The 23154-nt window shown below is 54.6% G+C and carries 19 protein-coding genes; 10 read left to right on the top strand and 9 right to left on the bottom strand.

Annotation, left to right across the window (positions count from 1 at the left end; all coding sequences use genetic code 11):
- Nucleotides 1-264: 264 nt before the first annotated feature.
- A complete protein-coding gene (tcdA, locus tag G5221_RS11975) occupies nucleotides 265-1101 on the top strand; it encodes a tRNA cyclic N6-threonylcarbamoyladenosine(37) synthase TcdA (RefSeq protein WP_421263294.1) in 837 nt (278 codons plus the stop codon).
- Nucleotides 1102-1122: 21 nt separating this feature from the next.
- On the opposite strand, the gene G5221_RS11980 is transcribed toward tcdA, so the two are convergent.
- Nucleotides 1123-1557: a SufE family protein gene (locus G5221_RS11980; RefSeq protein ID WP_005342474.1), complete on the bottom strand. Its 435-nt coding sequence runs from the start codon at nucleotides 1555-1557 to the stop codon at nucleotides 1123-1125.
- 13 nt (nucleotides 1558-1570) lie between these two features.
- On the bottom strand, nucleotides 1571-2791 hold the full coding sequence (locus G5221_RS11985) for a SufS family cysteine desulfurase (protein WP_421263295.1): 1221 nt from the start codon (nucleotides 2789-2791) through the stop codon (nucleotides 1571-1573).
- A 181-nt stretch (nucleotides 2792-2972) separates the two neighbouring features.
- Between G5221_RS11985 and rep the strand changes: the two genes are divergently transcribed.
- Nucleotides 2973-4985 carry a DNA helicase Rep gene (gene rep / locus G5221_RS11990; RefSeq protein WP_421263296.1) on the top strand — a complete coding sequence of 671 codons (2013 nt, stop codon included), beginning with the start codon at nucleotides 2973-2975 and terminating at the stop codon, nucleotides 4983-4985.
- Here the strand turns inward: rep and G5221_RS11995 are convergent.
- From G5221_RS11995 to G5221_RS12015, 5 genes are all read right to left on the bottom strand, one after another.
- The gene (locus tag G5221_RS11995; protein ID WP_421263297.1) at nucleotides 4982-7264 is read right to left on the bottom strand and encodes a putative bifunctional diguanylate cyclase/phosphodiesterase; all 2283 of its coding nucleotides are present in this window, start codon (nucleotides 7262-7264) and stop codon (nucleotides 4982-4984) included. The genes rep and G5221_RS11995 overlap by 4 nt on opposite strands.
- A gap of 85 nt (nucleotides 7265-7349) precedes the next feature.
- Nucleotides 7350-7805: a c-type cytochrome gene (locus G5221_RS12000; protein WP_421263298.1), complete on the bottom strand. Its 456-nt coding sequence runs from the start codon at nucleotides 7803-7805 to the stop codon at nucleotides 7350-7352.
- A gap of 197 nt (nucleotides 7806-8002) precedes the next feature.
- Complete coding sequence (tdh, locus tag G5221_RS12005) at nucleotides 8003-9031, bottom strand: L-threonine 3-dehydrogenase (RefSeq protein WP_421263299.1); 1029 nt, start codon at nucleotides 9029-9031, stop codon at nucleotides 8003-8005.
- Between the two features lie 55 nt (nucleotides 9032-9086).
- A complete protein-coding gene (locus G5221_RS12010) occupies nucleotides 9087-10277 on the bottom strand; it encodes a glycine C-acetyltransferase (protein ID WP_216952604.1) in 1191 nt (396 codons plus the stop codon).
- A 115-nt stretch (nucleotides 10278-10392) separates the two neighbouring features.
- The gene (locus tag G5221_RS12015; protein ID WP_042054294.1) at nucleotides 10393-11037 is read right to left on the bottom strand and encodes a TetR/AcrR family transcriptional regulator; all 645 of its coding nucleotides are present in this window, start codon (nucleotides 11035-11037) and stop codon (nucleotides 10393-10395) included.
- 158 nt (nucleotides 11038-11195) lie between these two features.
- Here G5221_RS12015 and rfaD point away from each other — a divergent pair, with 158 nt between their 5' ends.
- From rfaD to G5221_RS12035, 4 genes are all read left to right on the top strand, one after another.
- Nucleotides 11196-12152 carry an ADP-glyceromanno-heptose 6-epimerase gene (gene rfaD / locus G5221_RS12020; RefSeq protein WP_005340846.1) on the top strand — a complete coding sequence of 319 codons (957 nt, stop codon included), beginning with the start codon at nucleotides 11196-11198 and terminating at the stop codon, nucleotides 12150-12152.
- A 118-nt stretch (nucleotides 12153-12270) separates the two neighbouring features.
- The gene (locus tag G5221_RS12025; protein WP_421263300.1) at nucleotides 12271-14031 is read left to right on the top strand and encodes a polysaccharide deacetylase family protein; all 1761 of its coding nucleotides are present in this window, start codon (nucleotides 12271-12273) and stop codon (nucleotides 14029-14031) included.
- A gap of 3 nt (nucleotides 14032-14034) precedes the next feature.
- Entirely contained in the window at nucleotides 14035-15261 is a 1227-nt protein-coding gene (locus G5221_RS12030; RefSeq protein WP_421209186.1) for an O-antigen ligase family protein, read from the top strand.
- Nucleotides 15258-16334, top strand: a complete 1077-nt coding sequence (locus G5221_RS12035; protein WP_421263301.1) for a glycosyltransferase family 9 protein — start codon at nucleotides 15258-15260, stop codon at nucleotides 16332-16334. Before G5221_RS12030 ends, G5221_RS12035 begins: the two co-directional genes overlap by 4 nt.
- Nucleotides 16335-16372: 38 nt before the next feature.
- Here G5221_RS12035 and G5221_RS12040 read toward each other — a convergent pair whose 3' ends face one another.
- Both G5221_RS12040 and G5221_RS12045 read right to left on the bottom strand, forming a co-directional pair.
- Nucleotides 16373-17350: a hypothetical protein gene (locus tag G5221_RS12040; protein WP_421263302.1), complete on the bottom strand. Its 978-nt coding sequence runs from the start codon at nucleotides 17348-17350 to the stop codon at nucleotides 16373-16375.
- A gap of 52 nt (nucleotides 17351-17402) precedes the next feature.
- Nucleotides 17403-18464, bottom strand: a complete 1062-nt coding sequence (locus G5221_RS12045; RefSeq protein WP_421249928.1) for a glycosyltransferase — start codon at nucleotides 18462-18464, stop codon at nucleotides 17403-17405.
- A 236-nt stretch (nucleotides 18465-18700) separates the two neighbouring features.
- Between G5221_RS12045 and G5221_RS12050 the strand changes: the two genes are divergently transcribed.
- The 4 genes from G5221_RS12050 to G5221_RS12065 all read left to right on the top strand — a co-directional run bounded on the left by G5221_RS12050 (nucleotide 18701) and on the right by G5221_RS12065 (nucleotide 22796).
- Nucleotides 18701-19912 (top strand): 3-deoxy-D-manno-octulosonic acid transferase, encoded by a 1212-nt coding sequence (locus G5221_RS12050; RefSeq protein WP_421231176.1) that lies wholly within the window; start codon nucleotides 18701-18703, stop codon nucleotides 19910-19912.
- A gap of 198 nt (nucleotides 19913-20110) precedes the next feature.
- Nucleotides 20111-20932, top strand: a complete 822-nt coding sequence (locus G5221_RS12055) for a helix-turn-helix transcriptional regulator (protein ID WP_005357044.1) — start codon at nucleotides 20111-20113, stop codon at nucleotides 20930-20932.
- 40 nt (nucleotides 20933-20972) lie between these two features.
- Nucleotides 20973-21608: a LysE family translocator gene (locus G5221_RS12060; RefSeq protein ID WP_100652235.1), complete on the top strand. Its 636-nt coding sequence runs from the start codon at nucleotides 20973-20975 to the stop codon at nucleotides 21606-21608.
- A 57-nt stretch (nucleotides 21609-21665) separates the two neighbouring features.
- Entirely contained in the window at nucleotides 21666-22796 is a 1131-nt protein-coding gene (locus tag G5221_RS12065; protein ID WP_421263303.1) for an ABC transporter substrate-binding protein, read from the top strand.
- Nucleotides 22797-23154: the final 358 nt, after the last annotated feature.

Consider the following 23154-nt stretch of genomic DNA (forward strand, 5'->3'; position numbering starts at 1 on the left):
TCAGAAGTGAAACGCGGTAGCGCCGATGGTAGTGTGGCATTCGCCATGCGAGAGTAGGACACTGCCAGGCACCCAATACAAGAAACCCCGCTCATCGAGCGGGGTTTTTTATTGCCTGCAATTTATTAAATCGTCTGATAACTGACCTTTTATTCCCTCTTCTCTGCCGTTTTCCCTGTTTTTCCTCCCCGATTTTCTCCGGTTATGCCATCGCCGCTGGCTCTGGTTGTCGCTATAATGGCCGCCCTCAAGCAAGGTGGTGGTATGAAAGCAGAATATCTACAGCGATTCGGGGGCATTGCCCGTCTTTATGGTCAGAATGCCCTGCGTTCCTTTAGCCAGGCCAAGGTCTGTGTGGTGGGGATAGGCGGCGTGGGCTCCTGGGCGGCCGAGGCGCTGGCCCGTGCCGGTATCAACCAGATCACCCTGATCGACATGGATGATATCTGCATCACCAACACCAATCGCCAGATCCACGCCATGCAGGGGACGGTTGGTCACCTCAAGACCGAGGTGATGGCCGAGCGTATTCGCGCCATCAATCCGGATTGCAAAGTGATCGAGGTAGATGATTTCGTCACCGCCGATAATCTGGCCGAGCATATCAAGCGGGAGTTTGACTATGTGGTGGATGCCATCGACTCGGTCAAGGCCAAGGTGGCGCTGATTGCCTTCTGCAAGCGCAACAAGATCCCGGTGATCGTCGCGGGTGGTGCCGGCGGTCAGATGGATCCGACCCAAATCACCGTGGCCGATTTGGCCAAGACCATTCAGGATCCGCTCGCTGCGAAGGTTCGCTCCGACCTGCGCCGGTTGCACAACTTCAGCAAGAATCCGGCGCGCAAATTCGGGGTGGAGTGTGTCTTCTCAACCGAGCAGCTGAGTTATCCGGATGGTAATGGTGGCACCTGTCAGGCCAAGGCGGCCAGCGATGGCACCATGAAGATGGATTGCGCCTCCGGTTTTGGCGCCGTGACGCCGGTGACGGCAACCTTTGGGCTGGTTGCCGCGTCCCGGGTATTGAAGAAGATTGCCGAGCGGGGGGCCCGCGCCGAGAAAGAGGCCGGGAATGAAGAAGTAGGGTCGATTGGCGAAGCCTAATCGACCGCTGAACAAGGCGGGTTAGACAGCCTGTTCCCGGATCGCCAGCACGATCGCTCTGAGCCCGTTACCTCGTGACGGGCTCAAGTGTTTCTCTAGTCCCAGTTCGGTGAAATACCCTTCCATATCAAAGGCCTGGATCGCCGCAGACGATTTGTGGTTGAGCGCGGCCAGCACGATGACGATAAGGCCCCGCACGATGCGGGCATCGGAATCACAGGCAAAGTGCCAGCAGCCATCCTCACTTTGTTCTCCCTTCAGCCAGGCTTGACTTTCACACCCCTTGAGACGGAGTGCCTCCTGCTGCCATTCGGCGGGGAGTGCTGGCAGCTGCTTGCCGAGCTGGATGATGAGCCGGTACTGGTTCTCCCAGCCATGAGCGGCGGCAAACTGCTGGCGGATGGTGTCGGCGTTGGGCTCAAGGCCAATCTGGGTATAGCTTGCGAGGTCACTCATTCGGTTGTCTGCCTTAGAAGAAGTCACTGAGTTTGTGCAGGGCGGCCAGCAGGGCGTCGACATCGTCCCGATTGTTGTAGCAAGCCAGCGAGGCGCGCATGGTGCCGCCGATCCCGAGCGATTCCATCAGCGGCATGGCGCAGTGATGGCCGACTCGCAGGGCGATACCCTGCATGTCGAGCAGGGTAGCAGCATCTTGCGGGTGGATGTCGTCGAGCAGGAAAGAGACCGCACCGGCGCGTTGGCCGGGTTCGCCGACCAGACGCAACCCCGGCACTTGTTGCAGGCCAGCTACCAGATAGTCGGTCAGTGCCTGCTCATGTTGGGCGAGCCATTCCCTATCTTGCGCCATCACAAAGTCGATGGCGGCGGCGAGGCCGATAGCGCCAGCGATATGGGGGGTGCCCGCCTCGAATTTGAAAGGCAGGGTATTGAAGGTGGTGCCGCTGAAACTGACCCGATCGATCATCTCGCCACCGGCTTGCCAGGGCGGCATCCGCTCCAATAGCTCGGTGCGGCCCCACAACACACCGATGCCGGTTGGGCCATAGAGCTTGTGGCCGGAGAAGGCGTAGAAGTTGCAACCGATGGCTTGCACATCGACGTCGAGATGAGCCACCGCCTGAGCACCGTCGATCAGCGTCACGGCGCCAACCGCCTTGGCCGCTGCCACCATCTCTTTGACTGGATTGACGGTACCGAGGGCATTGGAGACGTGGGCCACGCTCACCAGCCGGGTGCGTGGCCCCAGCATTGCGTGATAGGCGGCCAGATCGAGATCGCCCCGCTCATCGAGGGGGATCACCCGGATCACCGCGCCGGTACGCTGGGCGACCAGTTGCCATGGGACGATATTGGCGTGGTGCTCCAGCGTACTGAGGATAATTTCGTCCCCCGCCTTGAGCTCGCTCATCCCCCAGCTCTGGGCCACCAGATTGATCGCCTCCGTGGTGCCACGGGTCCAGATCACTTCGTGGCTGCGAGGCGCATTGATAAAGTGGGCGACCGTTTCGCGGGCAGCTTCGAAGGCGCGGGTAGCGCGGCCACTCAGAGCATGGGCGGCGCGGTGCACATTGGCATTGTCGGCCCCATAGTAGTGAGCGATGGCATCCAGTACCGCTTGCGGTTTCTGGGTGGTGGCCGCGTTGTCCAGATAGACCAGAGGGTGGCCGTTTACCTCCTGCGCCAAGGCCGGAAACTGGCTGCGCAGTTGGGTGTGCTGTTGCTGATTCATGCTCCCCTCATCATCCGGAAAAAGTCATCATCTCGAAAGGTCGGCCATGATCCTGAAAATAGCGCCCGAACACAAGGCGCGATAAGCCGGAATGGCGGTTGCCTGCCGTGCAGCAGGTACGGCTCGTCGGGTGATTTCTGGTACAATGCCGCCCCTCATCATAAGCCAAGAGATCCGGCCCATGAAGCTCAACCCCAATCAGAACGAAGCGGTCAAGTATGTCTCCGGCCCTTGCCTGGTGCTGGCGGGTGCCGGATCGGGCAAGACCCGCGTCATCACCAACAAGATTGCCTATCTGGTGCAGCAGTGCGGCTACAGTGCGCGCAATATCGCCGCCGTCACCTTTACCAACAAGGCGGCACGGGAGATGAAGGAGCGGGTCGGCCAGACTTTGGGCCGAAAGGAGGCGCGGGGGTTGATGGTCTCCACCTTCCATACTCTGGGGCTCGAGATCATCCGCCGGGAGCACAACAGCCTGAATCTCAAGGCCAACTTCTCCCTGTTCGACGACACCGACCAGCTGGCGCTGCTGAAAGAATTGACTGAAGACGAGCTCGACAACGACAAGGACAAGCTCTCGGCCCTCATTACCCAAATCTCCAACTGGAAGAACGACCTTATTCTGCCTGCCCGCGCCATGCGCATTGCCCGCGGGCCGGAAGAGGTGCTGATGGCCCAGCTCTACGAGCGTTATCACCGCCAGATGGTGGCCTATAACGCGCTGGATTTTGACGACCTCATCGTGATGCCGACCCTGCTGCTCAAGAGCAATCAGGAGGTACGCGAGCGCTGGCAGAACAAGATCCGCTATCTGCTGGTCGACGAATACCAGGACACCAACACCAGCCAATACGAGCTGGTGAAGCAGATCGTCGGCGAGCGGGCCCGCTTCACCGTGGTTGGGGACGATGACCAGTCCATCTACTCCTGGCGAGGTGCCAAGCCGCAGAATCTGGTGCTGCTGAGCGAAGATTTCCCCAGCCTCAAGCTGATCAAGCTGGAGCAGAACTACCGCTCCAAGGGGCGCATCCTCAAGTGCGCCAATATCCTGATCGCCAACAACCCCCATGTGTTCGACAAGGCGCTCTTCTCCGAGCTCGATTACGGGGTGCCGGTCAAGGTGCTGTTTGCCAAGAATGAGGAGCACGAGGCGGAGCGCATCGCCGCCGAGATGATGGGCCACAAGTTTATGAACCGCACCCGGTTCAAGGATTACGCCATCCTCTATCGGGGCAACCATCAGTCGCGCATCTTCGAGAAGGCGCTGATGACCAACCGGATCCCTTACCGTATCTCCGGCGGCACCTCGTTTTTCTCCCGTACCGAGATCAAGGACATCATGGCCTACCTCAAGCTGCTGGTGAATCCGGATGAGGACACTGCCTTCCTGCGGGTGGTCAACCTGCCGCGACGCGAGATCGGCCCCACCACCCTCGAAAAGCTTGGCCAATACGCCAACCAGCGCGGCAAGAGCCTGTTTGCCGCCAGCTTCGAGCTGGGGCTGGAACAGCACCTCTCCGGCCGTGGCCTGACGGCTTTGCAGGCCTTTACCAACTGGCTGGTTCGCCTTGGTGATCAGGCGCTGCGCGGCAATCCGGTGGAGGCGGTGCGGGACATGATCAAGGAGATCCACTATGAAGAGTGGCTCTACGAGACCTCCCCCAGCCCGAAAGCGGCCGAAATGCGGATGCAGAACGTCTCCACCCTCTATCGCTGGATTACCGAGATGCTGGAAGGGGATGAGCTGGAGGAGTCGATGACGCTGGCTCAGGTGGTCACTCGACTCACCCTGCGCGATATGATGGAGCGCAATGAGGGGGAAGATGATGCCGATCAGGTGCAGTTGATGACCTTGCATGCCTCCAAGGGGCTGGAGTTCCCCTATGTCTACATGGTGGGGATGGAGGAGGGCTTGCTCCCCCACCAGACCAGCATCGATGAAGACAACGTCGAGGAGGAGCGGCGTCTCGCCTACGTGGGCATTACCCGGGCCCAGACCGAGCTGACCTTTACCCTCTGCAAGGAGCGGCGCCAGTTTGGCGAGTCGGTACGGCCAGAGCCGAGCCGCTTCCTGCTGGAGCTGCCGCAGGATGACCTTGAATGGGAAAACCAGAAGAAGGTGACTGCCGAGGAGCGCCAGCAGAAGGGGCAGATGGCGGTGGCCAATCTGCGCGCCATGTTCAAGAAAGATTAGGAGGTTGCGTTGCCGGGGGATAGCAGTGGAATGATGTCTGCTCCCGGCATGGGGGGAGATATATAGCGTCCTTGCCCCATCCGGCAGCCGATATCTATCAGCTTCTGTAACTGCTGCTGGTTCTCAATGCCTTCAACCACAAGGGTGTAATCGAGATCCTGACAGATATCCCGCATGGCGCGGATCAGCGCCAGATCTTTGGGGGACTGCAGCATCCGCTGGGTAAAGCTGTCATCCACCTTGATGTAATCTACCGGGAAATGGAACAGGGCGTTGAGGGAGGAGAAGCCGGTACCAAAGTCGTCCAGGCTGATCTGAATGCCCTTGGCACGCAGTTCATGCAGGGAGGCCAGCGCATCGGAATCCTGCCGCGACAGCTCCCGCTCGTTGAATTCAAAGATCAGATAGCCTGGTGTTATCCCCTCCTCATCGATAATGTCCACCAACCGCATGATGTGATCATGGTTGACCAGATGTTTGCCGGAGAGGTTGATGGCGACCTTGAACTTGCTCTGGCCCGAGATCGGAAGCCACACTTTCAGTTGCTGGCAGGTGTGGCGCAGGATCTGATAATCCAGCTCCAGAATCAGGCCACATTGCTCCGCCAGCGGAATAAAGTCGAATGCATCCTTCAGAATTCCCTCTTCGGTCAGCCAGCGCGCCATCACCTCCAGACCGGTCAGGCGGCTATCCTGTAGCCGGATCACCGGTTGGTAGTAGGGGACGATACGCCCTTCCCGCAGGGCCCGAGCCAGCATCTCTTCCGGCGAATTCCAGTTCTGGTTGATGCAATCATCCGAGTAGCTGACGATGCGGCTGCGGCCATTGCGTTTGGCCTGGTACATGGCCAGATCGGCCTGGTGGAGTAACTGGCTGATATCCGATGTCTGTTCGGACACACTCGATACCCCCAGGCTGACGGTAATACTCAGCTCATTGCCAAGCAGCCGGAACGGATAGGAGAGGCGGCTGATGATACGGTTGAGCACCGGGCTGATGTCATCTTCATGTTTGCTGCTATCGAGATAGATGACGAACTCGTCGCCCCCCAATCTGGCCACCATATCGTTTTGCCGGATGCAGGTCTGCAGGCGGCGGCTTACCTCCTTGAGCAGCTGATCACCAGCACTGTGGCCCAGGGTGTCATTGATCTGCTTGAAGTGATCCACATCGATGAAGATCACCGCAAACCCCGGTGACTTGTAGCGGTTGTAGTGGGTCATGGCTTGATTGAGGTGGTTCATCAACAGCGCCCGGTTCGGTAGCTGGGTCAGCGGGTCGTGAAGCGCATCGAATTGCAGCCGCCGTTCCAGCTCCTGATGCTGCTTGAGCTGCTTTTGCAGCCTGAGGTTGGTCTGACGCAGCTGTTGCAGCCGCTGGTTGATGGAGTCTTCACTATTGATGTCGTTAAGCTGCTGGCGGATCCGCTTCAGCTCCAACAGCAGGGTGAGCTGACCACGCAGGAAGTCGAGAAACAGCTTGTCGTCTGTCTCCAGCGGTTGCGCGGTGCTGATGATGAAGTGGGCGAAGTACTGTTGTTGCAGCCGTAGCGGCATGCTGTGCCAGTAGGTTGCCTCCCTGTTGACCTCGATATTGCTGGTGCTGTGGCACAAACCGCTGATGAATTCGTCGCTTTGACGAGGATGTGCGGGATAAATCTTCTCAAGCGTATGGCTGTGGAGCCTGACCAGCAGCATATCCTCAATGGCGAGCATCTGGCGCAGCACCGCCTCCAGCTGGGAGAAGAGCGCCTGACCGGGCAGGGTGTTGGCCAGTCGCATGATGCGGCTGATGCTCTCGATTTTCTTTTTCCAGTTCGGGTCTTTGCGGATCAGCGGAGAAGGCAGCTCGGTGAGATGGGAGCCCGCCTGGGTTTCGGTCAGCCGTTTGGATAGACACTCCAGCAGCAGGCGTAATGTGGGCAGGTCGGATGGTTCGCCGCGAGCCAGCAGCCACTGCACCTGACCATGTTCGATAGGAAAGACGCACCACCCTTCGGCCTCATCGAGCTGGGTGAGCTGATCGGTGATGCGGGACTGCTCCCGCCCCAGTTGTTGCTTGAAGGTATCGCTGATTTTGTAGGCGTAGAGCCAGTTCAGACCACTGTCGGAGAGGCCCAGCATGCCGAAATGCTGCAACGGGCAGAGCTGGTTTATCTGCTTTATCAGATCATCATAATCGCTGCTCTGCGCTGTAGGGGGAGCCGGAAAATCCATAATGGCAGAGACCAACGCCAGCAGAGGAGTTGAGTAGTGGGATTCGGTGGAATGGGGCGACATGAGCAACTCCCGACTATGCCTACCCTACAAGAGTAGTCGGAAGCCGATAGATTGAAAGGGCCGCAATTGCGGCCCTTTCAAATACTTACAGCTTGTCGATCATGTAGTGGATGGCGTTTTCAATCTCTTCATCACTACAGTTCGCACAGGTGCCGCGCGGAGGCATCATGCCGGACTTGCCGGTAAAGCCTTCAATGGCATGTTTCTTGAGAGTATCAATGCCTTGGGCGATGCGAGGATCCCAGGCTGCCTTGTCACCCCGTTTGGGGGCACCGGCAGCGCCGGTGTCGTGACAGGCAAAGCAGGCGCCCTTGTATACTGTTTCGCCATTGCGGGGACCGGAAGAGGCGGTCGCAGCAGGTGCAGCACCCGCGCCGGCAATACCTTCCAGATCCTTGGCGGTATAGACCTGACCGATCGGTTTGATCCGCTCGGCAATGGCCTCCGGTGACATCTCATCGGCAGCAAGCACTGCCCCAGACAAGCTGGCGGCCGTCATCCCGACAGCCAGCAAATAGCTCAGTTTTTTCAACACGCTCATATACTCCCAGCAGTCTTTTATTATCCATGTAAGCGACGGGATTATAACCGAATAGTTACAGCCATTTAAACGCTTGTGTGTGAAGTGTTAAACACTCTGCGTACAAAGTTTTGGGCGATCTCACGGCAATTCTGGTGGTGGAGATAAAAAGAAACCCGGCATTCGCCGGGTTTCGAGTAACCAAAGGGTGAAAAGGGTTATTTATCCCAGCTCAGGATCACCTTGCCGGAGTGGCCGGAGCGCATCGCATCGAACCCCTGCTGGAATTCGTCGATGTGGAATCTGTGGGTGATGATGGGGGAGAGATCCAGCCCTGACTGGATCAGGCTGGCCATTTTGTACCAGGTCTCGAACATCTCGCGGCCATAGATCCCTTTGATAAACAGCCCCTTGAAGATCACCTTGTTCCAGTCGATGGCCATGGTGGAGGGGGGGATGCCAAGCATGGCGATCTTGCCGCCGTGGTTCATCTTGTCGAGCATCTCCTGGAAGGCGCTCGGGACGCCGGACATCTCCAGCCCCACGTCGAACCCTTCGGTCATGCCCAGCTCGCTCATCACGCCGGCCAGCTTCTCCTTGGCCACGTTGACCGCGCGGGTGGCGCCCATCTTGCGGGCCAGCTCCAGCCGGTATTCGTTGACGTCAGTGATCACCACGTGGCGCGCACCCACATGGCGGCAGACGGCGGCGGCCATGATGCCGATGGGGCCAGCCCCGGTGATGAGCACATCTTCACCCACCAGATCGAAGGAGAGGGCGGTGTGCACCGCATTGCCGAACGGGTCGAAGATGGCAGCCAGCTCGTCCGGGATATTGTCCGGCAGCTTGAAGGCGTTGAACGCGGGGATCACCAGATATTCGGCAAAAGCACCTGGACGGTTGACGCCAACACCAATGGTGTTGCGGCACAGGTGAGTGCGCCCGGCGCGGCAGTTGCGGCAGTGACCGCAGGTGATGTGCCCTTCGCCGGAGACCCGATCGCCGATGGCGAAGCCGCGCACCTCCTGACCGATGGCGACTACTTCGCCGACATATTCGTGGCCGACCACCATGGGTACCGGAATGGTCTTCTGGGACCACTCGTCCCAGTTGTAGATATGGATGTCGGTGCCGCAGATGGCGGTTTTGCGGATCTTGATCAGCAGATCGTTGTGGCCGAGCTCGGGAGCCGGTACATCCGTCATCCAGATGCCGACCTCTTTGTGCAGTTTGGAGAGTGCTTTCATGGCTGTTCCTTCAATATGAATGCAGAAAAAAGGGGCTGCAGCCCCTTGATTCAAATCAGATAACGCCGAGTTCACGGCCGATGCGGATAAAGGCGTCGATCGCCTTGTCCAGCTGCTCGCGGGTATGGGCGGCAGACATCTGGGTGCGAATGCGCGCCTGACCCTTGGGCACGACCGGGAAGGAGAAGCCCACCACATAGATGCCGGCTGCCAGCATGCGGCTTGCCATTTCGGAGGCGAGTTTGGCATCCCCCAGCATCACCGGAATGATGGCGTGGTCGGCGCCTGCCAAGGTGAAACCGGCTGCGCTCATCCGCTCGCGGAAGTAACGGCTGTTCTCTTTCAGACGTGCGCGCAGGTCGTGACCTTCCGCCAGCATGTCGATCACCTTGATGGTGGCGGCAACGATGGAGGGGGCCAGCGAGTTGGAGAAGAGGTACGGGCGGGAGCGCTGACGCAGCCAGTCGATCACCTCTTTCTTGCCGGAGGTATAGCCGCCGGATGCGCCGCCGAGCGCCTTGCCCAGGGTGCCGGTGATGATGTCGACCCGATCCATCACGCCGCAATATTCGTGGGTGCCACGACCGTTTTCACCGATAAAGCCGACGGCATGGGAGTCATCCACCATCACCAGTGCATCGTATTTGTCCGCCAGATCGCAGATGGATTTGAGGTCGGCGATGACCCCATCCATGGAGAAAACGCCGTCGGTGGCGATCAGCTTGAAGCGGGCGCCATCGGCGTCAGCCTGTTTGAGCTGGGCTTCCAGCTCGGTCATGTCGTTGTTGGCGTAGCGATAGCGCTTGGCCTTGCACAGCCGCACGCCGTCGATGATGGAGGCGTGGTTGAGGGCATCGGAGATGATGGCATCTTCGGCGCCGAACAGGGTCTCAAAAAGACCGCCATTGGCATCGAAACAGGAGGAGTAGAGGATGGTGTCTTCGGTGCCGAGGAAGGCAGACATCTTCTGCTCCAGCGCTTTGTGCTGATCCTGGGTACCGCAGATGAAGCGTACCGAGGCCATGCCAAAGCCGTGGCTGTCGAGTCCCTGATGGGCGGCGGCGATCAGATCCGGGTGGTTGGCCAGTCCCAGATAGTTGTTGGCACAGAAGTTCAGTACCTGCTCACCGCCGACGGCGATGCTGGCCTGCTGGGCGGAGGTGATGATGCGCTCCTGCTTGTACAACCCTTCAGCTTGCACCTGGTTCAGTTGCTCGGTCAGGTGACGATAGAATCCGTTAGACATCCTCGATCCTTATTGGCTATTTCAGCTGCGTATCAACAGAGGGCGACATTTTACTGCAATCTGTTGCGGTAAATTCAAATGATTGTGCTGATATTCAACAAATGTGAAACAGATCTCACCCAGCTGGTTGGGCCAGCTGACGGTAGTGCAGCTCCAGCTGCTGGATCTGTCCGGCCACCTGGGGTTGCACATAGGGGCGCAGCAGGAACAGCACCTTCAACACGCCCTGATAGAGCAGAGGTTTGGTGATGCGGGTGTTGGGGGCCTGGGCAATCTGGAAGGGGATCCAGCAGGTCACCACCATCTTGATGGTCTGGCCCAGATCCGGCAGGTCTTCATCGCTGACATCGATAATGCCGCCTTCGCGCAGGCTCCTGAGCAGGGCGACCACGGAGGAGCGCATCTGCTCCTGGGCCTTGAGGTACTTCTGTTGCAGCGGCTCGTCACGGCTCAGGATGTCCGGCAGATTGGCGTAGAAGAAGCGGAACTGCCACATCAGATAGAAGATGGCATCGAGATAGCCCATCAGATCCTGCAGGGTGATCTCACGGTTGCGGGTCGGCACGAAGCTCTCGCTCAGGTGACGGGCATACTGGTCGAAGATGGAGTGGATGATGTCTTCTTTATTGCGGAAGTGGTAGTAGAGGTTGCCTGGGCTGATACCCATGTGCGCCGCAATATGGTTGGTGGTGATGTTGCGTTCACCCTGATCGTTGAACAGCTCGGTCGCGCTGTGAATGATCCTGTCTCTGGTTTTCATCACTCATTCCTCCAACAGGTTCCGCTCGGGGCAGTTTTGAACAAGGTCGAATCCCCGGACGGCCCGTGATAAACTTTTCGGCAATTTCAAATTGGCTCACTATACACAGCTTTAACAAGCAGTCACATGTAGCCATCAACGTACGAGAGGCAAACTCCATGATCGTAGTAACTGGCGGTGCTGGCTTTATCGGCAGCAATCTGGTCAAGCAGCTGAACGCTCAAGGACGGACCGATATCGTGGTCATTGATGACCTGACCGACGGCACCAAGTTCGTCAACCTGGTCGATCTGACCATCGCTGACTACATGGACAAGGACGAGTTTCAGGCTCGCATCGTCTCCGGTGACGAGTTTGAAGAGTGGGACAACGGCATCGAGGTGATCTTCCACGAAGGCGCCTGCTCTGCCACCACCGAATGGAACGGCAAGTTCATCATGGAGGTCAACTACGAGTACTCCAAGGATCTGTTCCACTACTGCATCGAGCGTGAAATTCCATTCATTTACGCCTCTTCTGCCGCGACCTACGGTGGCCGCAACGACAACTTCATCGAAGATCCCAAGTTCGAACAGCCGCTCAACGTCTACGGCTACTCCAAGCAGCTGTTTGACCAGTACGTGCGCCGCTGGATGCCGGAGATCAACTCTCAGGTTGTCGGTCTGAAGTACTTCAACGTCTACGGCCCGCGCGAGCAGCACAAAGGCTCCATGGCTTCCGTCGCCTTCCACCTCAATACCCAGGTGAAGAAGGGCGAGAATCCCAAGCTGTTCGAAGGTTGCGATGGCTTCCCGAACGGTGGTCAGATGCGTGACTTCATCTATATCGACGACGTCTGCAAGGTAAACCTCTGGTTCTGGCAGAACCCGCAGCACTCCGGCATCTTCAACTGCGGTACCGGTCGTGCCGAGCCGTTCCAGAACGTGGCCGAAGCGGTGATCAAGCATCATCAGAAGGGAGCCATTGAGTACATTCCCTTCCCGGATCACCTCAAGGGTCGCTACCAGAGCTTCACCCAGGCTGACATGACCAAGCTGCGCAGCGTGGGTTATGACGCCGAGTTTAAAACCGTTGCCGAAGGGGTAGCGGATTACATGGCTTGGCTCAACCGCTAACAGGTGAGCACAACGCGGCAGTTTGAGCGCAAAACCGGAAGTGGGCACTCGCCTGCTTCCGGTTTCTGGTCTCTGTGGCTGCTTGCCGTTCCTCTCTTCTCTACCGGGTAACCGCGCGATGAATATATTGATGGCACTCTCCCAGCTCGAGGTAACGGGAGCTGAGGTCTATGCCACCACGGTCGGTAACGAACTGACCCGGCGTGGTCACAACGTCTTTTATGTGTCAGATACCCTGACCAAGCCGACGCTTGGCCCCGTCTTCAAGCTGAGATTCAACAAGCGCAGCATTCTGCGCCGCTTCTGGCACGTCTTTTACCTCATCTATCTCATCAAGAAGCATCATATTCAGTTGGTGCATGCTCACTCCCGCGCCTCCGGCTGGAGCAGCTATGTGGCTTGCAAGCTGACTGGCACCCCGATGATCACCACGGTGCATGGTCGCCAGCCGGTGCACGCTTCGCGCAAGGCCTTCCATGCACTCGGCTATCGGGCGGTTGCCGTTTGTGAAGATATTGCCCATCAGATAGTCGACAATCTGGGGGTCGATCCCGCGATCGTGCAGGTGCTGCGCAACGGTATCGAAACCAACAAATTCCAGCTTGTGCCAGCGCCGGACAACCCAAAGCCGGTGATTGCCATCATTGGCCGTTTGAGCGGCCCCAAAGGGGAGCTCTGTTACCGTCTGCTCGACGAGGTACTCGATCTGGATGCCTGCAAGGTGCGGATTGTCAGCGGTACCAAGGTGCCGGAGCGCTTTGCCCGTTTCGAAGGCCGTGCCGAGTTTGTCGGTTATGTCGATGATGTGCCCGCTCTGCTGGCGGGTTGCGATCTGGTAATTGGTGCCGGTCGGGTAGCGATGGAAGCACTGCTCTGCGGTCGGCCCGCCTTTGCCATTGGTGAAGCCAAGGCAGTTGGTCTGGTGACCGAACAGAATCTGGATGATGCTCTGGCGAGTAATTTTGGCGATATCGGCCCCAAGGATCTGGCCATCGATTTTGCCGCGCTGAAGGGCGAAATCGAATCCGCCCTCGCAAGCAAGATGGTGCCGGAAGCCATTCGGCAACGCATTCAAGATGAGTATGGCTTGCAGGGGGTAGTATCCGGCCTCGAAACCATCTATCAGGATGCCGTAGTCGAAACCCTGCGCCGCGAGATACCCGTCATCATGTACCACCGCTTTATCGAGCAGGATAGCGAGAAGGGGGTGCATGGTACCTGGATGCCGATCACCATGTTCGAGAAGCATCTGCGACTGATGAAGTGGCTCGGCTACGAAACCCTGACGTTTAGTGATTTGGCCGACAAAGGCTTTATCCACCGTCTGCAATACGGCAAGAAGTACCTGATGATCACCGCCGATGACGGCTATCAGGACAACCTGACCCGCATGCTGCCACTGCTGGAAAAATTTGGTTACAAAGCCGTGGTGTACGTAGTTACCGGCGAAGGTTATAACCGTTGGGATGTGGAGCATCCGACCAATCCGGATACCAAGGTCTCATTGATGAGTGGTGAGCAGGTCAAGGCGTTGGCCGCCAGCGGTCATGTGGAAATTGGTGGTCATACCCTGACCCATCCCCGCTTGAGCAAGCTCACACCCGAACAACAAGCCCATGAAATTCAGGAGAATAAACGCCAACTGGAGGCCCTGCTTGGCCATCCGTTGCTCTCGTTTGCCTACCCTTACGGAGATATGAACGAGAGTGCCAAGGAGCAGGCTATCACCGCCGGGTATCGTTTTGCCGTTGCTACCAATAGCGGCCCCAAAGCAATGCACCAGGACCCTTTCCAGATCCGCCGGATTGCCATCTTCCCCCGTACCGATGTATTCGGGCTGTGGCGAAAAATTCGTGGGAATTATGTGTTCAGGAAATAACTTGTGAATTTAGATAAAAATTGCCTACGATTAAATATTATTGTGCAATTTGCAGCTTTTTTATTTGGCGCAATAGTTTTAACGGTCCCCAGTGGCTATGGATATGGGCCCAGCATTTTAGTTTTGGCAAGTGTTTTTGTCTTTTGGCGTAAAAAATATTATTTGGCAATGAGTTCAGAGGTGAAAATATTATCATATATATTCATCTCTTTTTTTGTCATCCAAGCAGTATCAATCGGGATTGATGGTGGCGCTCTCAAAGAGTTAGACCGACCAAGTCGCTTGTTAATGGCTGCAATGACCTTACCTTTATTAAGTGTGTTCCCCATTAACATAAACGTTCTTATTGCTGGCCTCTCTATAGGAGCAGTGAGTTCAGGTCTAATCGCAATATATGAAAAGTTTTATCTTGGAATGCCTCGAGCTTTTGATGAAAGCATGCCAATTCAGTCAGGAAACATCAGCATGACATTGGCATTGTTATGTCTGTGTGCTTTTTTCTGGTTCCGCCATTTAGGGAAGAAAAACATTGCTGCCTTTATGCTTCTTTCATTTTTAATGGGGGGGATAGGCAGTTTTCTCTCCGGGACCAGAGGTGGCTGGGTTTTACTTCCAATCGTCTTGTTTACAATAGTTTTTTATTTTAGAAAACAGCTATCCCTCAAAGATGGTCTCTATGCAAGCACTGTATGTGCCTTGTTGCTTTTCTTGGCTATGCTTCCGCAAAGTGGCGTAATGGATAGGATATATAATGCAAAAGCGGATGTTGTTCATTATTTTGATGGTGTGAATCCGGATACATCTCTAGGCATTCGATTGCAGTTGTGGGAAAGTGCATATAACTCTTTTTTGGAAAAACCAATTTTTGGTTGGGGAAATAACGGAATTCGCTTATCACAATTAAACCAATATAATAATGGTTCTATATCCGAGTTCATTTATAATTTTAACTCACATGCACATAATCAATTTTTAGATGAATTGGCTAAACGCGGCATTATAGGCTTCTTGATGTTAGCTCTGCTGTACTTTTATCCACTTTGGGTTGCGAGTAAAAATAGAGATAACTTATTGGTCAGTAGTATGTTGGCGGTTTCATCATTAACTCTTGTTGATTATAGCTTGAGTCAAGCATTTATAAGTCATAACTCCGGGATGATATTCTTCATGTTTTTATTTTCGGCTTTAATTACCACAATAAAGGTATCGCCTTTGGAGGGAAGAAAATGATTAAGAAATTGCAATCATGGCGCGATATCATTCGTCGTAAAATAGGGATTGTGCTTTTTGACCGATCTTTGAAATCAGCTTCAAGTAAAGATGGTGCTATAGTCTTTGTTCGTTGGGATGCCAAATTGGGGGATGCCATAGTATCATCTTGGGTCGCTCGTGAAATAAAAAAGAAGTTTCCAGGCAAAAAAGTAGTTGCAATTACAACCCCTGAGATGAGGTCTTTATTTAAAAACCAATTTCTTTTTGATGAAGTTTATTCTATTCCGAAAAGACCAAGTTATGCAGCACTCGCCTCATTGGCTAGAGATATAGGAGATATTGAATATCTTGTTCATCTTACTAATGAAATGAAGATGAAAGATATTTTCTTTATCTCAAAATTATCTGTAAAAAATGTTATTGGTATAGATGACAAAATAAAATGTGTGAATATTAAAATTGGTCATTTAACCAAGAATATTCACTTCTCACAGAAGTTTGCCTTGGCCGTTAATAAAATGGGGGTTGATAACCCCGATACAGATTATATTGTTCCAGAATATCTTGAAGATGAGTCAAGCGTTAAATCTAGCTGGCCTGATAATCCCACAATCTGTTTTAATCCTTACGGTAGTGGCAGCTCACGAACATTTAATGATGAAAAAATTATCGAGATCCTGAAGGTTATGTTGAGCAAGCCTGGATATAATGTATGTTTGCTCTATCCACCGATAAAGAAAATTGAAACAGAACACAATATCAGGAGAATGCCTGATATCTTAAGGGAAAGAGTTATCACACATGACTCATCCCATTCTTTAGGTGTTCTATTCGCTCAAATAAGAAATAGTATCGGTATCGTGTCTGTAGATACGGCGACAGTACACATTGCCGCAGGGCTGAAAAAACCTATATTTGGAATATATAATGATAATTTTGGTAAAGGTGAAAACCGGGAGTGGTTACCAAATTTTGAGAAAGCCATGGTAATGTATGTTGATGCCAAAAAAGAACAAAATGTAAACTACATTAATATGGAGGAGTTTGAGAGTCAATTTAATGATTGGTATGTTCAGTACATAGCACAATAATTTAGATTTCTGCACCATAGCCTGGTGCAGAATAAAAATTAAAGCATCGCCTTTATGTATTTATTTACCCATATATCTAGTCTGTATTGATTTTTTATCTCGTCAGATATGTGATGATAAGGGATCGTTAAAAAGTCAGGTGAGACTTTTAGATCTGTATCTGTTATGCAAAATATATTGTTGGGATGAAAGAACGGAAATGTCTCTGCGGTATTGTTATTTGATATTATTTTTTGTTCATAGGCAAGAGACTCAAAGAATCTAAAAGACAAGCCTTTTTGTGACTGGTATCCTATATCAAGAATACAGTGATAAGCCGATGAGATTGCCAATAGTTCATCACCAGTAATTGGCTTGGTAATTATTTCGATTCTCTTGTCTCTTATTTTTTTGATCTTTCGGTGGTGATCAACATAAATCATGATTTTAATTTTTAAGTCTGGGTTGGCATCCAGAAATGCAGTCATAAAGGCGTAGCGTTCACGATCAAAGCTAAAAATACCAAACACATCACCATCATAGTTTCTGTTTGGTTGGAGTGGGGTTAAATTCTTTTTATAGTAGTTAGTTAATGGTGTAAAGCCATATTTTTTAACATCTTGCGGATCAAAGCTCAAAACTTTATCAAAAAGTGAAATGTTTTTGATATTATTTGGCATTCTGAGGGTACTGTCCCACAGGTGGCAAATCATCCTGTTGGTGCATTTTTTGAGCTGTGTCAGATGTTCTGCCGTGTAAATATCAGGATTAGTGAGGATAGTGATATCAAAGTGGCGGTTTTTTGTAAAACCATTCAAAAACTGGGTGGTCGACAGCCAGCTTCTTTCTTGTTTTAAATTTCTTTTAAACAGAGCCTTTGAAATTAAGTTTGATATTCTCTCTACTGGGTGCAGGTAATCATATCTAGATATTTCTCCATTCTCAATAAATGTAACCACGTGTCCTTGTTGTCGCATCTCTTCAACTATCGGGGTAATGAGCCCTGCGTTATCGATACCTATTAATAGGATATTCATTGGATTAGCTCTCAAAATGACATTTCAATGTTATTTCATTAAATTTAATAAACTAAAGTGACATAAATGATTTTATGGTCTCTGTACTAGAGAATGGGCTGTAAAAATGATCTGGTATATGCATTTTATCTATATCCATACGAGATATTTTTTGCGCTATTTTGGGAATGTCAAAAAGGGAGCAAAGGTTATCTTGCAGTGGCCCAGTAAGAATTTCTGCCGGCCCAGACGGGCAATCCACGCTGATCACCGGGGTATGGCAGATGAGTGCTTCAATAAGCACTGTTGGCAGCCCTTCAGCATCGGATGTCAGGATGAGCGCCTGAGCGGCTTTGATATAGGGGTAGGGGTTCTTCTGAAAGTCGATGATCTTCACCTTGCTGGCAAGGTTCATCTCCTCGATCATGGCTTCAATGTGAGGGCGTCGCTCCCCTTTGCCCATCAGAACGAGTGGCGTAGCAACGCCGCTTAGCTGATATGCCTGCAAGAGACGATCGTGGCGTTTTCGTTCTTCGAAAGTGCCGACATGGATGAAATACTTTTCAAATGGCTTGTTGAAAGGCTCATCGGCCAACGCCTGAATTTTCTCGATATCAAACGGATTGTAGATAACCTGACACGATTTTGGTGTGGCTCTTACATTGTGCAAAATGTCGTCCGCGATGCCACGAGATACGCAGATCAGTTTCTTGCCATTATAGAAGCGCTTGAATTTTTCATATCCTTTGGCATTGTCTTTGGCAAAGCCGGTGACATTTCCGTGGATCCAGTAATAAATATTCAGTGTATCAGGCAGGTGTCTGGTAATTTTGTCACATGAGCATGAGATAATTACGTCAGGCGAGATCTCTTTGACTTTTTTCAAGATCAGAGATGCTTGTATATTTTCAACCGCAACATTGGATATGGCTTTAGTCAGCTTTGTGACAATGCCAAGATTAATCGGGTGAATGTTGTCAGGTAGCGTATGGTCTATTTTTTCCCGCAAGGTAAACAAGGTAACATCGACACCTGCATCTTTTAGCAAGGATGCGGTATTGAGCAGAACCTTTTCCGCACCACCACCATACAAGTCTTCAACAATGAATAAAAACTTTTTAACTGGTGGGGTCATAACTGCTCCGCGGGTCTCATAACTGACTGGTAAATCTACTAAAAATGTGAATCGTAAACGAGCAAAATCAGGTGGCAACTGTTAAAGTCGTTAGCAATTTTTTCAATAGGTGTGGATCAATGATTGGTCTTAGTGGGCGCTACCATAACGCATTATTCGCGGCCTGTATATTTGCCGGGCTGCTGCTCTCCTGGTTGTTTTCTGTTAATCAGCTCCTCACCGGCGACCAGACCCAGATGCTCTACAAGGGTTACCTTGGAGCCTATGAGGGGGTCTGGCTCAGCTATGGCAATGCGGCGAGTGCGGTGGGCAATGTGCCGGGGAGCTTGTCGGCCTGGCTGATTGGTGGGCCGCTGCTACTGTGGGATTCTCCCTATGCCCCCATGGTGTTGCTGCTGGTGATGCGGTTGGTCGGTTTTCTGCTATTTGATGCGGTTATCCGCCAGGTGTTTGTTGACCCCGTATCGAAGGGCAATGCGCGGTTGCTGTTTCTGGTGCTCTGCTGGCTCAACCCCTGGTTCCAGTACGAGAGTTTGCTCTACAACCCCTCCTATCTCTTCCTCTTCTCGGCCATGCACTGCTGGTCGGCTTGGCATATGCGCGAGCGAGCCTCCTTCTGGCACATGATTGTTCATCTGCTGGCTATCGGTATGGCGATGCAGTTGCACTACTCCTGGCCGCTGCTGGCTGTGATCTCCACCTACCTCTTCTGGCGCCGAATCCTCAAGGTGAGCTGGAGCGGGGTGGTGGTCGCAGCCCTGCTGATCGGTGCATCTCTGATCCCTTACGCCATGGAAGTGATGAGCAACAGCCATATCACCCAGAACGTCGATCCCGAAGCGCGTCAGCGCTATATCGGATGGGGGCTGGTGCATGTCTATCCGGTGCTGAAATCGGTGATCTACTGGCTGCGTTACGGCTCCTGGCTGTTTGCCAGCAAGCTGGTCAACGACACTCAGTTCATCTGGCTGGCGGGTCATGAATATTTGCAGATGACAGCAGTCTGGCTGTGGCGGGTGATGATCTACGGGGTGGGCTCTGCCACCGTGCTGCTGGCGGCCAAGGCCAACTGGCAACTGTGGCGGGATCTCAAGCCGCGTCTGCTGCGCAGCGACCGTGCATCAGTGGACGGCACGAGCTGGCTCGGCCTCTATGCGCTGGCGGCCGTATTGGCTGTGCTGGTGAGTGCGGCGCTCTCGCCCATCATCTTCAACTATTGGCACCTGATGCTGATATTCCCCTATGCCCTGTTCCCGATCCTGCTGTTGCTGGTTAGCTGGAGCCGCAACCATCCTCAGTGGGTTGGCAAGGGGTTGCTGGCTGCCACCCTGTTTTGTACAGCGGTGAACCTGATTGCGGCGAGCGACAGCACCAAGTTCTCCTATCAGGCGGACTACAAGCAGCAGGTGCAGGAGTATTTGCAGGAGATGAAGCTGCAACCCAAGTAACTGGGTTGTGTGATCAGTCGAAGGGAGGCGTAATGCCTCCCTTTGCTTTTTCCGTAGCTCAATAAGCGGGTTGTGGTTGCCGGTTATCGCTGGTGGCGTAGCCGACCTGCTTTGGTGGCCATTGCACCAGCTGCAAGGGCATAGCCGGAATGCAATAATCTACAAGCATTCAGCTTGTTTGCGGTGTATCTATAACCCATGAATACCACCGATTCCCTCATCCGCTACTGGCAATCCCCGCACTTGCCGGGGGTCGAGCTGTCACACTCCCACCACAGGGCGTTCAGCTACGGCCGCCATGTCCATCTCGACTACCATATCGGGCTGGTGCAGCGGGGTGGCCAGAAGTTTATCCACAAGGGGAACAGCCACCATCTGGTGCGCGGGGTGCTCTCTACCGTTAACCCGGATGAGGTACACGACGGCCTCAGCCTGCTGCCGGAAGGGTATGAGGTGCGGGTCTTCGCCATCGATCCGCAGCAGCTGGCGCTCTGGCTGCCGGAGCAGCCGGAACCCTTCTTCGACAAGGGATTGCAGAGCCGCCCCGACCTCTATCAGGGCTTTGCCCAGCTGCACGGCTATCTCGACAACCCCAAGGCCGATGGCTTGCTGATCGAGAGCCAGCTGCTTGCCCTGCTGGGGGAGCTGCTGCATCTGGCCCCCGAGGTACACCAGCTGGCCGATCCCCAACTGCGATTCCTGCGCGACTACCTGATGGCCGCCCTCGACGAGCCCCACTCGCTGGAAGAGCTGGCGGGGCTGCTCGGGCTCGATCGTTTCGCCTTCCTGCGCCAGTTCAAGAAGCGAAGCGGCATGACCCCCTACGCCTGGCTGAAACGGCTGCGGCTGGAGCAGGGCAAACGGCTGCTGGCGAGCGGGATGGCAGTGAGCGAGGTAGCGCTGGCGGTTGGCTTCTTCGATCAGAGTCACTTTCACCACGGCTTTCGCCAGGCATTCGGTCTGACACCCGCCGAATTTCGTGCCCAGATGCAATCTTTTACAAGCCGCGCCCCCCGCTGATCCGCCATGCTGACTCTCCGTCGTTAAAGCGAGAGTTGTTATGCTGACCAGTCTGTTCGTTACCCTCGGCCTGATGCACCTGATTGCACTGGCCAGCCCCGGCCCCGATTTCGCCCTGATCCTGCGCACCAGCCTGCACCGGCCGACCGCCCTTGGCGCGGCGCTGGGCATCTCGCTGGCGATCATGGTGCACGCCACCCTGAGCCTGACCGGGATCAGCATGCTGATTGCCAGCCATCCGCTGCTGTTTATGGTGATCAAGTGCTGCGGCGCCCTCTATCTGGGCTGGTTGGGGTGGGGCGCCCTGATGGCGGCTCGCCAGCAGAGCAGCACCCTGATGGCCAGTGCCGCCAACGAGCTGCGCGGCTGGGGCAGGGGCGTGCGCACTGGCCTTGCCACCAACCTGCTCAACCCCAAGGCGCTGGTGTTCTTTATCGGTCTGCTGGCCGCCATGGTGACGCCAGAGGTGGACGGGATGACCCGCAGCCTGCTGGTGGGCGAGCTCTTCATCATCTCCCTCTGCTGGTTCGGGCTGCTGGCGTGGAGCCTCTCCACCGATCGTGCCCAGCGCCTGCTGCTGCGGGTGCAGCGACCGCTCAATCTGGTGACCGGCGTGCTGTTTGCGGTGGTCAGCCTCTCCATTCTGGCGAGCATGGGGGCCGAGCTGGTGGCCTGACGAGTCGGCGCATGGGCCTATACTCCAACAAGGTTTACCTGTCAGGAGTGCCCGGCCATGCGTCTACTGCCTCTTTGCTGGTTGCTGGGGATGACCCCGGCGCTGGCGGCCCCGGTTCAGCTCAAATTGCTGGAGTGGGGCTATCTGCCTGCGGGGTATGAACAACAGTTTGCCGACTACGCCAAAGCCCATGGGGTGGAGGCGACGGTCAGCCGGATCGAGCCGCTGCTGACAGATTTCGACAGCGTCTACCGCGCCCTGCGTACCCGCAGCGCCGATGTGGTGCTGCCGACCAGCTACTTCTACAAGGCCCATCACCAGCCGCTGTTCAAGCTGCTGCTCCCCATCGATTTCAGCCGTCTGCAGCACTACGCCGAGGTGAAGCCCGCCCTCAAGAACACCGAGTATGACAAGCAGGGGGAGCGCAACTACTCGGTGCCCTTCTCCTACGCCATGTTCAGCCTCGCTTATGACAGCAAGCAGGTGCCGCAAGCGCCCACCAGTTGGCAGGTGCTCGCCAACAGCTCGCCGCCGGACCAGTTTGCCGAGTTCTGCGACCAGTTCGAGCCGCTGCTCTTTTCGGTGCTGCTTTCGCTGGGCAAGTCGCCCGCCCTGTTTGCCAGCGGCGAGATGCTGGCCGACAAGACCTTGCAGCAAGAGGTGGAGCAGCAGCTCTCGCAGCGGCTGCAGGCCAGTCGCGGCTTCTGGTTCAATCAGGCCAACCGCTGCGAGGATCTGCGTCAGCAGACCTTTGCCACCACCTGGGGGCTGGAGCTGGTGGAGTGCAACAAGCAGAACGATCAGCAGTGGCGGATCGCCATGGTGCAGGAGGGGGCCATCTATGCCCTCGATGCGATCTCCATCGCCCGTCATGTCGGGGATGATCCCGCACGGCTCAAGGCCGCCTACCTGCTGGTGGATTTTCTGCTGAGCGCGCCGCTGCAACGCCAGATGTTGGTGGGCACGCCCACCATTTCGGCCAGCAATATGGCCTCCCGGCCGCCCCTCAGCCCGCAGGAGCAGGCGGTGCTGCCGGATCGCCCGCTGCCGGAGTTTGACGAGCGACTGTTGGTGCCCGCGTTGCCCGCCCATATCAAGAATCGCTACAAACGGATGGTGCAGCAGGCGATCGTCGCCAGCGGCAAAGAGGGACTGGTCAAGCAGTGTCCCTGGGATCTCGATAACTGATGAATGAGCCTGCTGCTTCTCCGGCGGCAGGCAAGTTTGCGCAAGATGGCTGATGATCGGTCATCGCCCGTTCCAGGGCATTCCCCCGTTCAACTCACGCCGCTCGCGGGCTCACATCGTTTGAAAAAACTGAGCGCTTTTCGCAGCCCCATTTAGCCGGATTAAACAACCGAACCCTCGCCAGATCGCAGTTCGTACCCTGGCTGACCCTGTACAAAAGTGCCTCAATTGTGACAACTTGGATGTGAGCTGAACAATCCTGATCTGTTGCTTGTGGGAAAGTGATGAATGGGTTATTTCTCTGTGACATTGGCGGCATCCGGCACGGGTTCTCCAGCCATGTGGTGTGAAATCCACA

This window comes from Aeromonas sp. 602200 (assembly GCF_049173895.1).
Taxonomy (GTDB): Bacteria; Pseudomonadota; Gammaproteobacteria; order Enterobacterales; family Aeromonadaceae; genus Aeromonas; species Aeromonas veronii_A.

Bases quoted from the DNA above. Each gene is read 5' to 3' on its own strand.
- tcdA (WP_421263294.1), top strand. From the start codon at position 265: ATGAAAGCAGAATATCTACAGCGATTCGGGGGCATTGCCCGTCTTTAT.
- G5221_RS11980 (WP_005342474.1), bottom strand. From the start codon at position 1,557: ATGAGTGACCTCGCAAGCTATACCCAGATTGGCCTTGAGCCCAACGCC.
- G5221_RS11985 (WP_421263295.1), bottom strand. From the start codon at position 2,791: ATGAATCAGCAACAGCACACCCAACTGCGCAGCCAGTTTCCGGCCTTG.
- rep (WP_421263296.1), top strand. From the start codon at position 2,973: ATGAAGCTCAACCCCAATCAGAACGAAGCGGTCAAGTATGTCTCCGGC.
- G5221_RS11995 (WP_421263297.1), bottom strand. From the start codon at position 7,264: ATGTCGCCCCATTCCACCGAATCCCACTACTCAACTCCTCTGCTGGCG.
- G5221_RS12000 (WP_421263298.1), bottom strand. From the start codon at position 7,805: ATGAGCGTGTTGAAAAAACTGAGCTATTTGCTGGCTGTCGGGATGACG.
- tdh (WP_421263299.1), bottom strand. From the start codon at position 9,031: ATGAAAGCACTCTCCAAACTGCACAAAGAGGTCGGCATCTGGATGACG.
- G5221_RS12010 (WP_216952604.1), bottom strand. From the start codon at position 10,277: ATGTCTAACGGATTCTATCGTCACCTGACCGAGCAACTGAACCAGGTG.
- G5221_RS12015 (WP_042054294.1), bottom strand. From the start codon at position 11,037: ATGAAAACCAGAGACAGGATCATTCACAGCGCGACCGAGCTGTTCAAC.
- rfaD (WP_005340846.1), top strand. From the start codon at position 11,196: ATGATCGTAGTAACTGGCGGTGCTGGCTTTATCGGCAGCAATCTGGTC.
- G5221_RS12025 (WP_421263300.1), top strand. From the start codon at position 12,271: ATGAATATATTGATGGCACTCTCCCAGCTCGAGGTAACGGGAGCTGAG.
- G5221_RS12035 (WP_421263301.1), top strand. From the start codon at position 15,258: ATGATTAAGAAATTGCAATCATGGCGCGATATCATTCGTCGTAAAATA.
- G5221_RS12040 (WP_421263302.1), bottom strand. From the start codon at position 17,350: ATGAATATCCTATTAATAGGTATCGATAACGCAGGGCTCATTACCCCG.
- G5221_RS12045 (WP_421249928.1), bottom strand. From the start codon at position 18,464: ATGACCCCACCAGTTAAAAAGTTTTTATTCATTGTTGAAGACTTGTAT.
- G5221_RS12050 (WP_421231176.1), top strand. From the start codon at position 18,701: ATGCTCTACAAGGGTTACCTTGGAGCCTATGAGGGGGTCTGGCTCAGC.
- G5221_RS12055 (WP_005357044.1), top strand. From the start codon at position 20,111: ATGAATACCACCGATTCCCTCATCCGCTACTGGCAATCCCCGCACTTG.
- G5221_RS12060 (WP_100652235.1), top strand. From the start codon at position 20,973: ATGCTGACCAGTCTGTTCGTTACCCTCGGCCTGATGCACCTGATTGCA.
- G5221_RS12065 (WP_421263303.1), top strand. From the start codon at position 21,666: ATGCGTCTACTGCCTCTTTGCTGGTTGCTGGGGATGACCCCGGCGCTG.